This is a genomic window from Psychrobacter fozii (assembly GCF_003217155.1).
In the GTDB taxonomy this organism is placed as follows: Bacteria; Pseudomonadota; Gammaproteobacteria; order Pseudomonadales; family Moraxellaceae; genus Psychrobacter; species Psychrobacter fozii.
The window spans coordinates 114,215-130,721 of the sequence record NZ_QJSU01000006.1 but is presented as its reverse complement, the minus strand read 5'-3'; the positions used below and the strand labels follow the sequence as shown (position 1 = coordinate 130,721).

Annotated in this window: 15 protein-coding genes; 4 read left to right on the top strand and 11 right to left on the bottom strand. The window is 42.3% G+C overall.

From position 1 onward, the window contains the following. Positions 1 to 139 precede the first annotated feature (139 nt). The 7 genes from pxpA to DFP82_RS09200 form a co-directional block, all read right to left on the bottom strand. Positions 140 to 877 carry a 5-oxoprolinase subunit PxpA gene (pxpA, locus tag DFP82_RS09230; protein ID WP_110923444.1) on the bottom strand — a complete coding sequence of 246 codons (738 nt, stop codon included), beginning with the start codon at positions 875 to 877 and terminating at the stop codon, positions 140 to 142. Then, entirely contained in the window at positions 867 to 1,790 is a 924-nt protein-coding gene (locus DFP82_RS09225; protein ID WP_110923443.1) for a 5-oxoprolinase subunit C family protein, read from the bottom strand. The genes pxpA and DFP82_RS09225 overlap by 11 nt, the downstream gene beginning before the upstream one ends. A 52-nt stretch (positions 1,791 to 1,842) precedes the next feature. Then, positions 1,843 to 2,496, bottom strand: a complete 654-nt coding sequence (pxpB, locus tag DFP82_RS09220) for a 5-oxoprolinase subunit PxpB (RefSeq protein WP_110923442.1) — start codon at positions 2,494 to 2,496, stop codon at positions 1,843 to 1,845. A 204-nt stretch (positions 2,497 to 2,700) separates the two neighbouring features. Beyond that, a complete protein-coding gene (accC, locus tag DFP82_RS09215; RefSeq protein ID WP_110923441.1) occupies positions 2,701 to 4,047 on the bottom strand; it encodes an acetyl-CoA carboxylase biotin carboxylase subunit in 1,347 nt (448 codons plus the stop codon). A 78-nt stretch (positions 4,048 to 4,125) separates the two neighbouring features. Beyond that, complete coding sequence (accB, locus tag DFP82_RS09210) at positions 4,126 to 4,656, bottom strand: acetyl-CoA carboxylase biotin carboxyl carrier protein (RefSeq protein WP_110923440.1); 531 nt, start codon at positions 4,654 to 4,656, stop codon at positions 4,126 to 4,128. A 190-nt stretch (positions 4,657 to 4,846) separates the two neighbouring features. Then, positions 4,847 to 5,638 carry a putative hydro-lyase gene (locus DFP82_RS09205; protein WP_110923439.1) on the bottom strand — a complete coding sequence of 264 codons (792 nt, stop codon included), beginning with the start codon at positions 5,636 to 5,638 and terminating at the stop codon, positions 4,847 to 4,849. 295 nt (positions 5,639 to 5,933) lie between these two features. Further along, positions 5,934 to 6,812, bottom strand: a complete 879-nt coding sequence (locus DFP82_RS09200; protein WP_110923438.1) for a LysR family transcriptional regulator — start codon at positions 6,810 to 6,812, stop codon at positions 5,934 to 5,936. Between the two features lie 90 nt (positions 6,813 to 6,902). Here DFP82_RS09200 and DFP82_RS09195 point away from each other — a divergent pair, with 90 nt between their 5' ends. After that, entirely contained in the window at positions 6,903 to 7,343 is a 441-nt protein-coding gene (locus tag DFP82_RS09195) for a PACE efflux transporter (RefSeq protein ID WP_110923437.1), read from the top strand. A gap of 14 nt (positions 7,344 to 7,357) precedes the next feature. On the opposite strand, the gene DFP82_RS09190 is transcribed toward DFP82_RS09195, so the two are convergent. Beyond that, a complete protein-coding gene (locus DFP82_RS09190) occupies positions 7,358 to 8,104 on the bottom strand; it encodes a carbon-nitrogen hydrolase family protein (RefSeq protein ID WP_110923436.1) in 747 nt (248 codons plus the stop codon). A gap of 48 nt (positions 8,105 to 8,152) precedes the next feature. Next, positions 8,153 to 9,043 carry a LysR family transcriptional regulator gene (locus DFP82_RS09185; RefSeq protein ID WP_110923435.1) on the bottom strand — a complete coding sequence of 297 codons (891 nt, stop codon included), beginning with the start codon at positions 9,041 to 9,043 and terminating at the stop codon, positions 8,153 to 8,155. 139 nt (positions 9,044 to 9,182) lie between these two features. On the opposite strand from DFP82_RS09185, the gene DFP82_RS09180 reads away from it, so the two are divergent. Continuing rightward, positions 9,183 to 10,052, top strand: coding sequence for a DMT family transporter (locus DFP82_RS09180; protein ID WP_110923434.1), 870 nt, complete (start codon positions 9,183 to 9,185; stop codon positions 10,050 to 10,052). A 101-nt stretch (positions 10,053 to 10,153) separates the two neighbouring features. Here the strand turns inward: DFP82_RS09180 and DFP82_RS09175 are convergent, their stop codons facing one another. Beyond that, complete coding sequence (locus tag DFP82_RS09175; RefSeq protein WP_110923433.1) at positions 10,154 to 11,065, bottom strand: LysR family transcriptional regulator; 912 nt, start codon at positions 11,063 to 11,065, stop codon at positions 10,154 to 10,156. A 464-nt stretch (positions 11,066 to 11,529) separates the two neighbouring features. Between DFP82_RS09175 and DFP82_RS09170 the strand changes: the two genes are divergently transcribed. Next, positions 11,530 to 12,207, top strand: coding sequence for a glutathione S-transferase family protein (locus DFP82_RS09170; protein WP_110923432.1), 678 nt, complete (start codon positions 11,530 to 11,532; stop codon positions 12,205 to 12,207). A gap of 148 nt (positions 12,208 to 12,355) precedes the next feature. Next, complete coding sequence (locus tag DFP82_RS09165; protein ID WP_110923431.1) at positions 12,356 to 13,483, top strand: zinc-binding dehydrogenase; 1,128 nt, start codon at positions 12,356 to 12,358, stop codon at positions 13,481 to 13,483. Between the two features lie 190 nt (positions 13,484 to 13,673). Here DFP82_RS09165 and DFP82_RS09160 read toward each other — a convergent pair whose 3' ends face one another. Continuing rightward, positions 13,674 to 15,995: a YecA family protein gene (locus DFP82_RS09160; protein ID WP_110923430.1), complete on the bottom strand. Its 2,322-nt coding sequence runs from the start codon at positions 15,993 to 15,995 to the stop codon at positions 13,674 to 13,676. Positions 15,996 to 16,507 lie beyond the last annotated feature (512 nt).

Below are 16,507 nucleotides of genomic sequence, written 5' to 3'. Positions count from 1 at the left end.
GCAGTCAAACAAGGAAAATAGCGCAGATAATATCGAGATATTAGTCAGCTATTTGACGCTGTTTGGCAAGATTTAGCCATTTTTAACCCATTTAGATGACCATCGATTGAATTGAGGACATGCCCTAGCGGGCGGATATTTAGTGGGCAGATATAGTGATACCTTTGAGCTCTAGTTGTTTCTTTATCTCTTGCGCAAACAAAATGGCGTGTTCACCATCCCCATGTAGGCAGATGCTTTGCGCCTCGACGGGTACGGTTTGACCGCAGACACTGGTGACGGTCCCTTCAGTAATCATCTGCAACACATGCTTAACCGCATCATCCGTATCGGTTATCAGGGCATTGTCTTTGCTACGAGAGACCAATGAGCCGTCTTTTTCATAGTTCCTATCGGCAAACACTTCTGATATCGCCTCTAGACCCTGTTTCTTAGCGGATTTAACCAAATAGCCGCCAGACAAACCCATGACTTTTAGGCTTGGATCAAATCGTTTGATTTCACTCACTAAAATATCTGATAAATTTTCATCGATTGCAGCTTGGTTGTACAACGCACCATGCGGTTTTACATAGTCCAAAGTCACGCCGACTAAGTCACAGAGCGCTTTGGTTGCGCCCAATTGATACACCAATAAAGCACGATAATCGGCTTCACTTAACGGCTGATGAATACGGCCAAAGTTTTCTCTATCGTTTAGACCAGGGTGCGCGCCTACGCTGACGTTGTTTGCTTTTGCCAATTGCAACGTGGCTAGCATCTCGCTATAAGACCCAGCATGAAGGCCGCAGCAGACATTCGCTGAGCTGACTATCGTTAATAACTTATCGTCTTGCCCGCAGCCTTCCGCCACATCAGCATTTAAATCAATTTTCATTGGCATACTCCTTTATTTGATCGATGTAATGTTGTCTTTTCTGTTGTTCATGCAGCGCCTGTTCTAACGACACAACGACGAACTGACAGGCTTTGCCAAATCTAATCTGTGCCATCAGACCTATGTCTGCGTTAATAACGGTGGCAATTTTGGGGTAGCCCCCCGTCGTTTGCCCGTCTGCCATTAGGACAATCGGTTGTCCTTGTGGTGGCACCTGAATCATGCCAATATCAACGCCATGTGAGCTCATTTCTACTGGCTTACTAAATTCAAGCGCTGTAGCTCCCTCTAAGCGGTAACCCATACGGTTGCTACTGCTTTGTAGTTTCCATGGCTGGGTCTCAAATGCTTGTTTAGACGACTCAGTGAAGCAATCATACTCACTGCTTTTTATCACTCGAATAACCTCGGTTGGGGCAAGTCGAGCCACCCCAATGACAGGCAGACTCGATTCGGATTTTACCGTTAAGCTGTCATCGGCTTTTAGGTATCTGCCTTCAAATCCGCCAAATCCTGCTTTGAGATTAGTGCTAACTGACTGCAATACTGGCTCAATATCAAAGCCGCCATGCACACATAAATAGGTATACATGCCTTGTAGCGGACGCAAAAGTTTGAGCGTCTGCCCAGCTGTTGCATTGATACGCCAATAGCAAGGAACACGCTTGTCGTCTAGATAGGCTTCGTATAGAGCACCTGTTAAGCAAAAGCTGACGCTTTCTTCAAACTGTATGGTTAGCTCACCGAGCGCTATTTCAATAGCGGGTTCGTTGGCCTCATTTTTCATCAAAGCGTTGCCGGCTTGTAGCGCCCAGCTGTCCATCACGCCATTTCTACCCACACCCATGCTTCGGTAACCCAGTCGTCCCGAATCTTGAATACTGGCAAGGGCACTCGCAGTTAAAATTTTCATTGATACCACCTGTTTATTTGTCTTTTTGATTCATGCATCTTTTATTTATCGCTTATTGATGAATATCAATCGCTTTAAATGTCAAAGTATCGCCTGCGTTAAGTAACGTCGGAGAGGTCTTGGTTAAATCAAATAAAGCAGTATCCGTCTGGCCGAGTAACTGCCAACCGCCTGGAGACTCAAAAGGGTACACCCCTGTCTGCTCGCCGCCGATACCCACTGAGCCTGCGGGGACTTGAGTTCTAGGGATGGCATGCCTTGGGAAATACAGCGACTCAGATAAGCCGCCAAGATAAGGAAATCCTGGCTGAAAACCGATAAAGTAAACGGTATAAGTGGCTTTGGTATGTAGCTCAACAACAGCTTCAACCGAGAGATTTAGGTCATTCGCCATGGCCGCTAGATCGGGGCCATACTTACCGCCGTACTGCACGGGTATCTCGACGTGCTTGCCTTGGATGGTTTTTGAAGGGATATCATTGAGTAGGTCTGACAGCCTATATTTAAAGGTAGTAAGCTCAGCCCAAGTTAATGGCACGATGAACACACTGAGCGTATTCATACCAATCACCACTTCGATGACTTCTGGCATTTTCTGGATACTGTCTGATAAAGCCCAGCATTTTTGTTGTTTTTCTAAGGTGATCGGTTTAGGGAAAAACAACGCGAGATTGGTTTCACTGCATAGTTGCCATTGTAATTCCATTAGCACGTACTCCATTATTTTTTATCTGCTATAGTCAAATCCTCTATAAATTGGATACGGTGTCAGTCTCGCTTAGTCTACGACTTGTAGTACTTTCACTCGCCTTCCTGGTATCCAAATTATATTGAACCGACTATATCTTGATTCTGACGCTTCTGACGCTAATGTCAGATTTGGTTTTCGCTTTTGCGGGCAAGAACTGATTTATATATTGTCTTGTATCCACTGTTCCAGATAATGAATGCTCATTTGACCTTCACAAAACACCTCATCTTCAAACAGTCGTTGATGCAGACCAATATTGGTATCAATACCCGTAATTTGCGCTTCCGATAAGGCCGCACGCATTTTTTCTATCGCTTTTTCTCTTGAACGATCTTGTACACATATCTTGGCAATCAAACTGTCATAAGATGGCGGCACAATATAGTTCGACTCAGCATGGCTATCCACTCTGATACCAAATCCTGCTGGCATGTGGCAGTAGTCTATGCGTCCAGCATTTGGCAAAAATGTCTGCGCGTTTTCAGCATTGATACGGCACTCAAAAGCGTGTCCGGTAATGACGATATCACTTTGCTTGTATGCCAGTGGAAGCCCTGCAGCTACTCTTATTTGCTCCTGTACAATATCGACGCCCGTCACCATCTCAGTAATGGTGTGCTCAACTTGCACACGAGTATTCATCTCGATAAAGAAGAACTCGCCGTTTTCATATAAAAACTCAAACGTGCCTGCGCCTCTATACTGCATTTGCTCGCAAGCTGTGACACATGCCTGGCCTATTTTCTGACGCTGCTCTTCGGTGATACCGGGTGCTGGCGCTTCTTCAATGACTTTTTGATGACGACGCTGCATAGAGCAATCACGCTCGCCTAAATAAATAGCATTGCCGTGAGTATCGGACATGACCTGCACTTCGATATGACGAGGGGCTTGTAAGTATTTTTCAAGATAAACAATGGCGCTACCAAAATTGGCTTTGGCTTCTGTTTGCGTCATAGAAATCGCAGAGAGTAAGTCGGCTTCTTTTTCGACCACGCGCATTCCACGCCCGCCACCGCCGCTTGCCGCTTTGATAATGACTGGATAGCCAACGTCACTGGCAATCTTGATAACTTGCTCTGAATCAGCAGGCAATGCGCCATCAGAACCAGGCACACAGGGCACGCCAGCCATTGTCATTTGTTTTTTGGCTTCAACCTTGTCACCCATATTTCTGATATTGTCAGCCGTTGGGCCAATAAACGTGAGACCTGAGTCTTCAATCAAAGCAGCAAAGTCTGCGTTTTCAGACAAAAAGCCATAGCCTGGATGGATGGCTTGTGCATTGGTGATTTTTGCAGCAGAAACCAGCGCTCTTTGATTGAGGTAGCTGTGTGTGGCATTGGCAGGCCCGATACAGATTTTTTCATCGGCTAGGCGTACGGGTAACGAGTCTTTGTCTGATTCAGAATGCGCAATGACGGATTTAATACCCAGCTGCTTACAAGCTCGGATAATACGTAGAGCAATCTCGCCACGATTGGCAATTAAGATTTTTGTGAACATATTTATTCCCTTAAAATATAGTGTCAAATACAGTGTTTGTGCAGCGTCTATACAATATTGAGTAGCTATTGAGTGGCTTTAACTGTCTGGCGCTATAATAAATAAAGGCTGTGCATATTCTACGACATCACCTTCCTCAATCAGAATCTCTTGAATCGTACCGTCAGCTTCTGCTTTTACTTCATGCATCATTTTCATGGCTTCAATGATACATAGGGTCTGCCCTACTACTACCTGATCGCCCACTTCAAAGAACGCCTCAGCGGTCGGCTCAGAGCGAAGATAAAAAGTGCCGAGCATAGGTGCCAATACTTGAGATGAAGATGAAGAGGCAGATGAATTGGCGACCTCAGTAGTCACCGTTTCATCCATAGAACTGTTGTCTGCACTGGTATTATTAGAAGTGTTATTGTGGGAGGTTGCTGTACGTGATTTTGAATGAGCAGTTTTTGAGTGGCGAGTATTACCAATATGATTGCTGCTTTCATTGCCATCAGCCTGACAAACGATAGAGATACGTGCATCACCATCGGTTACTTCTAATGATTGTATGTCAGCGCTTTCTGCGATTTTGATCAGCTTTTCTAGATCTGTAAAGTTAATATTCATATTATTAGCTATTCCATTAGAGTAAAAGTGAATAATTGTTTTTTATAAAAAATTTGTGCGATGTAACTGATGTAAATAGGGCCTTACTGTTAAACACTACATTTTTATTTATTGAAAGCTTCGTGGACAAACAAGATTGGATGCCATTACATTTTAAAAGGGCGTTTCAAAATGGCGTTGTCACCCAACATTATAGAACTGCCAAGTCTTCATCTTTTGGGTCGCAGATAAACATATGCCCTGGCGCGTGCGTTATCATCAGTTCAGGTTTACTGGTCATTGCGATGCTTTGAGGCGTCACACCACAAGCCCAAAACACAGGCACTTCACCTTCCTTTATGAGTGATGCATCACCAAAATCGGGAGAATGGATGTCTGTTATACCGATGACACTAGGGTCTCCAATATGGATAGGCGCGCCATGTACTTGCGGAAACCGAGAGGTGGCTTGTACGGCTCTGGTGATTAATGGATAAGGTATCGGTCGCATGCTGACCACCATTTTTCCATAAAACTGTCCTGCAGGCTCAGTTTCTATATTTGTGATATACATCGGCACATTGTGATTGTCTTCGATGTGTCTGACAGGAATAGACGCATTGAGCATGGCAGACTCAAAGGAAAAGCTACATCCTAAAAGAAAGCAGACCAAGTCGTCTCTCCAATAGTCTGTTAGGTCTGACACCTCCGCTACTAGCTCGCCAAACTCGTATATTCGATACTTTGGGACATCAGACTTTAAGTCTGCGCCCTTCGCCATCAGCCGCGGTTCCGAACTACCAACATCTGTTACGTCTAAAATAGGACAAGATTTTGGGTTTCTTTGTGCAAACAATAAAAAATCATAGGCCAATTTCTTGGGTACTATGACTAAGTTTGCTTGTATGTGACCTTTGCACATGCCAGAAGTCGGCTTGTTGATTTCGTTCTTACCAATTAGTGCTCTGACCTCTTGTGGCGTCATATTTGCTAAATCTAACATGATTACAACCTCTTACGTTTTGACATTTCTGGCAGATAAAAAATCATCTAATAAAAACTGTATAAAGTTGGCGCTTTGTAACAGTATTTTATATATAGATAACTATATTATCGTTATGTAACCTAGCAGAACATTTTTAAAATGACAAGACGTAAGCGTTGTAAATAAACGCATGTGATACATAAATGAGAGTAGACAAGGAGGGGTGGTTATAATTATGAGCACTTGTGCAGTGTTTATTGTAGGCATTATCCAACAACTGTTCTTTATTGGTACTTACTGGCATTTATTGATGCTACTTATTTAAAGCAATCGCTGCTGACTTTAGCCAAGTCGCCGCTTTACCCAAAGAGCGCTGCTTGTGCCAAATCAGCTCTAATGCGACTGGCCAATCATGATCGTCAAAATCCAATATCGGTGCGACCAGATAGCCATTATCTAAGGCGCTAGCAACCACGTGCTCAGGCACAAACGCCCAGCCTAGATTGCGCTGTACCAACTCAACGATTACCCACTGACTCTCCACCCACCAAACATCAGAAGCGACTCGTAACCGGGCTTTTTCATCGCTGTGATTGCGTGTGGCTACCATTAACTGCCTATAGCGTTTTAGCTCCTCCCATGCAACTGGTTGATGTGCCAGCTCATGTTCTGGCGCGCATACCAATGTCAATGATACCCAGCCAAGCGTATGAAAATTCAATGCTGAAGGGAGGATTTCTTGACGCCACATAATGCCCAAATCTGCGCGATCTTCTAATACCAAGCGGCTGACATCTTCCATCAGTGGAAACAGTAGCTCTAGCTCTACACTGGGGAAGCGACGAGAGAAATCTTCCATTAGTGTGCCCAGTTTGGATTCCGGATACAGCTCATCAACCGCTAATACCAGCCTGCTCTCGACCCCTTCACCCAAACTCTGTGCAACCCCGCGAAAATGCTCACAACGCTCAAGTATCACTCGAGCTTCGACCAGTAACCGCTCTCCAACGGGCGTTAGCGTTGGGTAACGGCCACTGCGTATAAACAAACTACTGTCTACATCGACTTCTAAATTTGAGACAGCCGTGCTGATGACTGACTGCGCCTTACCCAGTTGCCGTGCTGCCGCTGAGAAAGACCCTGTTTCTACGGTCGCTACAAAGGCTTTTAGTTGCTCTAATGAAAAGCTCATCTATCTGTATATCCTATAGGTCCTAACTTGGTTATCCGATTTTAACAGATACAATAGCCCGATAAATCACTAATTCAATTGGGAAGTTCGATGCGTACTACTAAAGACCGTATTCGCCATACGCTAGGTTTTGAGATAGTTGGCTTAATCATATTTGTACCGCTGGCAAGCTGGTTATTTGGCTTTGATATTCATGCAATAGGTCTGATTGCGGTGGCTGGATCCATCATTGCAACCGGTTGGAACTATTTTTATAACCTACTGTTTGATCACTCTATGGTGAAGCTGCGTGGGAATGTGCATAAGACGGTGCCAATACGATTGCTACACGCCTTTTTATTTGAAGGGGGCCTACTGTTATTATTCTTACCGATGATTGCATGGTATTTGGGTATCAGCCTATGGCAGGCCTTTATGATGGATATTACGATGGCTACTTTCTATGTGGTCTATGCCTTCTTCTATAACTTAAGTTACGACAAGGTATTCCCTATTCCAGAAAACCACCTTGCCACTCAATTCAATCATTAGATTCTATGGTTGAATCAAGCTAAGTCTATATAACGGTAGTTTTTCTTAGAGTGTTCTATATCTGTTAAGTCGATATCTACCACTGCTATTTCTTGCGTCGAACCAAGTTTTTTTATAATGCTTCCTGTAGGAGAGACGACTAGACTCTCTCCTACAAACTCACCGCCATGACCGGCGCCCACACCGTTGCAGGTAATCACAAAACATTGATTTTCAATGGCACGCGCTTGAGTCAGTACATAATGGACATTCGCATAGGGAGACATGTTGCCGTTTGGCATAAAAATGATTTTTGCGCCTTTCTTTGCCAGTGCCCTTGAACCTTCTGAAAACTCTAGCTCAAAACAAATCTGAGCACCGCAAACCACATTATCAATTTCAACGACGGAAAACTCATCTCCGCTGGTAAATACGCCAACATCATCAAGCCAAAGTTTTGATTTTCGGTGCTTATGAATGATTTCGCCGTTTTTTATAAAAAAGCATGCGTTGTAGAACCGTTGATCGTGTTTTTCAATATGCCCAACAATGATGGTTGAATCCGTATGTTTGTTGGCTATTAGCAAGTCTTCAAAATGCGATTGTGATTGGCTGCATAAAGAGTCAATATTATCTGCTGTCGGAAATCCTGTAAAAGCGAGCTCTGGAAAAATAATAAAACCTTGACAGTTTTTGTGCTCATTGATGGATTTCAATATCAAGGCGGCATTTACCGACACTTGATAATCGGTGATATCAATCTGATTGATGACGATTTTCATAGAATTTTATTCTCATTCGTGAGAGGTGGTTATAATGAATATTATTCTTTAATAGCACTGGGATTCCAACCAACGGCTCAATTTAATAATGTCAGCTTGATTTGACTTTAAATCATTATAAAAGAAATAGAAACTGTCGCCAGTGAGTAATTCATGCATTGGGATTTTAACGAGATTTTGCTGATGGGTTTGTTCTAGCATCATATAGTTGTCGATAAGCGTAATACCTAAGTTATAACGCGCGGCCTGTGCTGCAAGAAGTACGTGGCTAAACTGATTGATTTTTACATTGCTTGGTAACTCGAACCCACCTGCTTTGCACCACTTTAGCCAATCATTGGCCGCATTTTCGCTTTTGCCAGCGTATTTTACGGACAGTATGGGATGTTGCCATAATGCTTCAGGCAACGGTTGGTCTTTTATTTCTTCCCACAGCCTTTGACCACAGACAGGGAATAGTTTTTCAGCGAATAAAAACGTACTGACCACGTTACGCTTTGGCGGATGGACGGTAATAAAACAGTCAGAACATTGCTCATTATAATCGTCTTGGTCTGTCACCATGTTTAAGGTGAGCTCAATTTCTGGGTGTTGTGTATGGAAGTCTTCTAATCGAGGAATCAGCCAATTAACAGCCACCGAGCTATACAGTGCTAGGCGAATATGCCCAGGCTGGTCATTTCGAATGGCCTGACTGGTATTGGACAGAGCCGTCAGCGATTGATTTACTTCTGTGAAATAACGCCCGCCTATCTCCGTCAATGAAAGTGTCCGACCCTGCCTATAAAACAACGCTTCTCCAAGGTACTCTTCAAGCGTTCGAACCTGATGACTCACGGCGCTTTGCGTCACGTTGAGGCTTTCTGCTGCCTTTGAAAAGCTATTCAGTCTTGCAACGGATTCAAAGCATTGTATCGCGCGCAATGGCGGTAGTTTCATTATTATCTCAGCTAATACTAAAGGGCTTTATATCATTATACGTCATGTAAATATATGAATATACTGCTTACTCAAATATTAAATGAACGTCATTTGATGTCAATTTCTATTTATTTTTAGAGTAACGCTGAGGGTTATTATGCCAAAGATGAGTGTTGGGTTTGCCATGATTCTATTGGTTGTGGGGAATATGATTGCCGTCCTATCAGATGCGTTGATCAAAGAATTGCCAGATGGCGCAGCGGTCTATCAATTTGTCCTACTACGTCAGCTGACAGCTGTTTTAATGCTACTGCCCTTTTGCTTTTTGAATAAAAAAACCAAGTTGATTAGTAATATAAAATGGCATTTTGTACGGGGCCATATTTGGTTATTTGGTGCGGTATTTATGGTGTTGTCTATTCAAGCGCTGCCGCTGGCAACGGTGAATGCTATTTTTTATACCGCTCCTTTAATGATGTTGCCGTTAGGGTTTTTGTTTTATAAAGACAGACTCACCGCGCCAAGCATCATTGTGGCAATATTGGGTTTTGTCGGTATTCTTATCATTGTAAAGCCAACGCAAATTAATATGGGCGCTATATTTGCACTGATAGTGGCCTTAACCATGGCGACGAACAATCTACTAGTGCGAAAATTACCTTCGAATCATACCGTTGCACAAACACTGTTTTTGACCAATTTAGTCGGCATACCATTTGGGCTTAGTTTGGCCATTTGGGAAAATGCCCCTTTGAGTTGGTACGCGCTATGGATAGCAGCCGGCTCAAATCTGTTTATTTTGATTTATGCGGGTATCTGCGTACTGGTCTACCGAGCGGTGGAAGCCCATAAAATCTCTAGTGCAGAATATACGGGGCTGTTAGGTGCAGTATTCATCGGCATCGTGTGGTTCCATGAGATACCAGATATCAGCTTATTGATAGGTTCAGCATTGATTATCATCCCTCTCATCTGGCTAGCCACACGAGAGTCTGTTAAATATAAGAGATCGGTTCCGATAGAGTAAATCTTAATCTTGGCAATCTATCTATCCTTAACCTCTATTGAAAATCAGGCATCACGTCAAAAAATCACATCGAGTTGATGTGATTTTTAATCGATGAAATCTTACTGCGCATTTTTCACTTTTATTTTCTCAACCAAAAAGTCTACGGCGGCTTTCACTTTTGGTACGAGATAGCGCTGCTTTTGATACAGCAAATACACAGCCATATCCGCATGTTGCGTAATCGCTAACGGATGCTCAAATTTAATCTCTTGTAACGCGCCTGACTCAAGGTATGACGACAACGCCCAGTGCGTTGACATTAAAATACCTTCACCATTACAAGCCTTTTTGGCGAGCCATGGTCCATTGTTTGAGATCGCAACTGCTGGCCCCGAGACATCATGCCACTGATCATCTACATGGCATAACCAAGGCGTTGGCCCATTTGGCGCTTTGAAATACAGGCCTTTATGTTCTTTTAACGCCATTACATGGTTAGGTGTACCATGTTTTTCTAAATAACTGGGAGACGCAACTGGAATAAACCCATTGTCCATTAGCCTAATAGCAATCACGCGCTCATTGGGTGCATAACCACCGCGAATCGCAATGTCTACATCGTCACGTCCTAGTGCTGATAGCTCATCGCTGAGACTGACATCCAATACAATCTCTGGGTACAGATTTCCAAGCTCGTCTAACAACGGCAGTAGTATCCTTTCACCAAAACCCACCATCGAACTGATTCGTAAGCGCCCCATTGGCGTGGTTTGATAACTGCGCACCGTTTCTTTACTTTGTTCTAGTTGGTTCAGTATGTGCTGCATATCATTGTAATAAACCTGCCCTACTTCGGTCAGTTTAACAATTCGGGTCGAGCGCTTTAATAATGTCGCGCCTAGACTTTTCTCCAAATCAGACACCCGTCTAGATAGTGAGGATGGTGGCACATTAAAGGAACTTGCCGCCTTAGTGAAACTGCCTGTTTCTACGACTTTGCTGAAATACCGTATCGCACGTAATTGATCCAACTGACCTCTCCATTTAAATGAATATTTGAGTATTCTCGCCTTATTATTGTCTTAATAGCAATAGTGATTCACGTTATTCCTTATATATAACCACATTAAAACCAGTAATAATGTGGTTAACTTATGGCGTGCTTGATATTCGACCATGGCACTGACAGAGACTATTTTTTAGACAGTTCGACGTTAAAAATAGTAAGTTTAGTCATTCTAAGCGTCTATGTTTTAACAATGAAGTGGCAAAAAATAGTCCTGTCTCCTTCTGTTTATATTGGAGCTGATGCTAAAACTGCCCCATACTGTGTTGTAAATCTAGTTAAGGCACGAGCATTACCGTCGTTTTACGCCTTGTCTGGAACCGTTTTAGAAATCAGCAATGCCTATTTGTAAATATCAAACACGCCCTAAACGTCGCAATGAAAACACGATTAAAAATAACCTTTACGTCAACAATGGAAGAATGACTTATGATTACTTTGCACGGCTTTGCTGCAAGCAACTATTACAACATCGTAAAACACGCTCTTTTATATAAGGGCATTCCGTTCCAAGAGGACCTTTTGTACGCTGGTAGTGATGATCTACTAACCGTCAGTCCAGTGGGAAAAGTACCTGCAATCACCATGCCTGACGGTTTTAATCTGTCGGAATCTAGCGTGATTTGTGACTTCCTTGAAGAAACCTATCCTGAAAAACCGCTATACCCTACCAATGCAGCAGAACGCGCGGCTGTACGTCAGATTATGAAAATAGCAGAGCTTTACTTTGAGCTACTATGCCGCCGACTGATTCCTTATGTGTTTTCTGGTACTCAAGCACCTAATGCAATCAAAGAGGAAGTACGTCAGGTATTGAGCCGCGGTATTATTGCCATGAATCGCCTATGTAAATTTTCTCCTTGGATTGCAGGTGAGCAATTCACAATGGCTGATATTTATGTTCATCACGTCAATACCATTGTCAGCGCTTTTGGATCTACTCAGCTGGAGTGGGATGTACTGGCAGAAGTGGAAGGCATGAAAGAATGGAACAAGGCCATGAGTAAAACCGACATTGCACAAAGCGTTCAGGCAGATAGCCAAGCGAATATGCCTGAGTTCATGCAGCATGTGGCTGCCCAAATTAAAGCCGCAAACGCTGGCTAGTTCGATGCTGGCTAGTTCAATGCTAAAAAGCATTCAACGATAAAACAATCGCTATTGAAATTCTTACTCACAACTAAACGACCAAAAAATAGGGCCAATGCCATCAAGTGATTGGCCAAAAAAATAACTATTTGCAGGAGCAAATCTTATGACCGATAAAAATATCCAACTGACCTCAACCATTAGCGAAGACAATAAACTAACCTTGGCTTTGCAAGAAATTGATATGCCACAACCGGGTGCCGACGAAGTTGTCGTTCGTATTGAAGCCGCACCGTTGAACCCATCTGATTTAGCCGTTCTATTTAGCGTCGCTGACATGTCGACTGCCGCGCAATCAGGCACAGACGAAAACCCAGTCATTACGGCTGACGTGCCAGCTAAGTTCATGCCATCTGTCAAAACTCGTGTGGGTAAAAACACGCCAGTCGGTAATGAAGGCGCAGGTACCGTAGTTGCCGCAGGCTCATCAGATGCCGCACAAGCATTGATGGGTAAAACCGTTGCTGTGATCGGTGGCGGCACGTACCGTCAGTATCTTCGTGCCAACGTACAGAGCTGCTTAGAACTAAAAGAAGGCACCACAGCTAAAGAAGGCGCGTCTTCTTTCGTGAATCCCCTTACTGCTCTAGCCATGGTCGAAACCATGCGCGCTGAAGGCCACAAAGCCATCGTTCATGCGGCGGCCGCTTCTAGCCTTGGTCAAATGCTAAACCGTATCTGTATGGCAGACGGTGTTGACTTAGTGAATATCGTCCGTAAAGACTCGCAAGAAAAGCTATTGCGTGATATGGGCGCAAAATATGTGGTCAACTCAAGCAGCGATACGTTTATTGCTGATTTAACAGCGGCCATTACTGAAACAGGTGCCACGATTTCGTTTGATCCAATCGGCGGCGGTCAATTGAGCAGCGATATCCTTAACTGCATGGAAGCGGCTATCAATGTTGATGTAGAAGAATACAGCGTTTATGGCTCTAATACGTTCAAACAAGCCTACATCTATGGCGCACTAAACCGTGGCCCTATCACGCTAAACCGTAACTTTGGTTTTTCTTGGGGCGTAAATGGTTTCCTACTGTTCAATGCGCTAGGCAAACTAGGCACTAAAACCGTCGTAAAAATGCGCCAACGTGTGGCTGAAGAAATCACCACCACTTTTGCAAGTAGCTATACACATGAAGTGTCATTGGCTGAGGTATTACATTTACAGTCAATCGCTGCTTACGGCAAACAAGCAACAGGTGAGAAATACTTAATCACACCTCAAGCTTAATAATTGTTTGAAGCATAATATAGAAATAAAAAAAGCAGATATTCTAGGATGTCTGCTTTTTTGTGCTTGATTGCTATAGCAACGTTTATTTTAGAGTCGAATAATATTTATTCATTGTAATAATTCTTCTTTAAGTTTCTATTATGAAATTTTTTTTAGCGTAAATTTCTAATCAGAAAATTGCTAATACCTAAAGGCCATGACATCTTTTATACTTTTTTCCACTTCCGCAAGGACATGAAGCATTACGGCCGACTTTTCGTTTTTGCTTTGGCTCTAACTTCCCCTCAACGGCACGATCGGCTCTAGATTTTATTTGCTGATTCATCCGTTTCGCATCTTCAAATATAAGCATATTTTCTTTAGTCTGCTCCACTGGAACATTAATTTTTAGAGGTTGTGCTGCTTCATAAACACCTCGTTTACCAACTTTAAGTAGTACCCCTATTAAGTTTTCTGCTTTAATCGATATAGCAACAGCACTTGCTTTATGGTTTACCTTCTCCCATTCAACTTCATATTTTGAGTTTTGCATCCAGACAAAAATTGGATTAGCTTCCCCACCAAATGCGAAATAGCGAGCTGGATGCTGGTCGATAGTTTTGTCTAGATCAGTAAGGTATTTTGCAAAGTTATTACGTGCTTCCTCACCAAAATCTCGAATTAGGCTATCGACAGAGAGCCATCCTGGTTCACGAGAAATATCAAGTGCTGAAAGTACCTTTAAAACTACTTCAGGAAATTCTTGAGTAGGTTTTGAGCTTGTTTCCCATTGTTCACTTGCGAAAGCGCTGTCTACAACGTCACTCATTCCATTATATATTACTAAACTAGCATTTTCGTCCTTAGACTGGTCAATGATATCCTGATCAAAGCGATTTTTAGTTAGGTAAGCTCCTAGATGATCGAATTCATCGAAAAGAAGTCCTTGTTTAATGCCTGCAATTGCCTGTCGCACTTCCATATAATGTGCAAAGACTCCAGGAGTAGGCAACATACGTCTTAAAACAAAAAGGTCATCAATGGAAATCGATATAAAATTATATTGCCCAAGCAGTGGTTTAACTTGGGGTAAGTTTTTAGAAAATGATGAAAATGGAGAGAATGACTCAACTGTTAGTCCAATAGGTATCATTACACGATAGTCTGAATGACGGAGTTTTCCTACCTCTTCATATTTTCCATTTATTAGGTTAAATAGTGGGACTTCGTCAGCCGATTTTAAATATTCAAAAAAACGTGCACACTGCTTGTAAGCCTTTATTATCAAATCTTTTATAGATTGTGAATGGCGCTTAAAATCAAGTTCAGGTGAAGCTATGCTCGCAGCGGCGCCAGCTTTAGCTTCAACGAGGTAAAGTACATCATCAATTAAAACTAGGGTATCGTTTTCAGCCCATTGTTTAGTTTTGGGGTCTTTATAATAGACTTCTTGATAGATTACTGCTCCACTCAGTTGTTCAGCAAGTATTTCGGGGAACGCAGCTTCACTCATTACTTTCTGTCGTTCTTTAAAAGCTTCTTTGTAATCAGGCTTTTTTTGCAACAAATTAAAAAGAAGCGAACGGTACCCTGCGTCCCGGATAAAACAGGGATCTACAGCATAATAGTCTTCACCAAGTTTGATTAAAGGTTTTTTACGAGCAGGTAATGTCCTGTAAGGTGTGCCGGAAAAATCACCTTCACTGAAGAAATCAAGCTCCTCACCACGTGAGTACGCCAAATCTGCTAAAAGTTCTGAAGGTAGCTTTGTATGTCTACTGACATTGGATATACCACCTCTTAGCATATCATCCACAGCTAAGCCCGCACTTTTCGTTTGTTGAGCGTTTGCTTCGACCCATTCTTCCATAGCATCTTCGAGCGGTTTATTCTGCTTTTCAGCGAAATCTTGAGCAGCTTGAAACTGCTTCATCATTTCTTCAATAGCATTAGCTTGTCCTACACGCGTTGCATTGGCTAACTGTTGAAACCCCTCAGCAATTTCAATAGCTCCAACACCATAAACATCTTTTAAAACATCATCATGTGGTACAAGAACATATTGATAAAACTCACCTTCTAACACCTGATAGCGATTTCCTCTGAGCATAAGCCAAGATGATTTGGCATGAAATTCAATATCCGCTGTATTAGAACCGAAGTCTTTATTCTGAGTATTTATAGAGGAAACCATCGCAAAACACATGGATTTTTCTCGTAAATTTCGACTAAGTGCAAATAATTCACCGCATTTTCTTTCATCAAACACCACATCTTCTTGGGCTACATCAGAAGCAAGAACCGCATGCACGTACTCTAATAAGAATTGAATTTCATTTTTTTCTTTATTTTGAGTATTGGAGCTTAGTTCTGGCGAAGTGGTATTACTGCTCATCATCATAAGTTGGCCATAAATGTACCCAAGCAGTTCTTCTGGTGGGATCCCATTTATTAAAATACGTATTTTTGTAGCAACCTGCTCCATCTCCTTTAACAGGTTAGCAATTACTTTTTCTTGTTCGATATTCATCACTTTCAATCCTTTATAGGAAAAGTAGAAATTCAGCGCGATACAACGTTGATGAGGATTTGTAAAGATAAGCTCACAAATATCAGTTTAATGATCGACAAAAGCATTTGCTAAATACTAACAGTTAGTTATAACCAATATAATTCCGGCATTATCAATCTTAATATTAAAATATAAGAAATTAGTATTACTGGTTACTCTCTAATATCATTCTATTTATATTCAATAAAACGTGGAGGGTTATAACTAAGATATATTATAAAACCATTACCCACCAGATTTGCACAGAACTCGTTACCATTCAACCCATCGTATTTAATCACAGTTTATATAGACGTTATCAAGAAAATCTTGCCATAAAGACGCTAAAATCGAATACCAAGAGCTATAAATTAACATTACTCCTAAACCTGTAGTTGCATCTGACGTTTATTACGCCTAGTATTTCGCTCCTTTAAATAACTCTATTTTTAACAATAACACCTCTACAGGTTTGTCTACTCACAATAAAG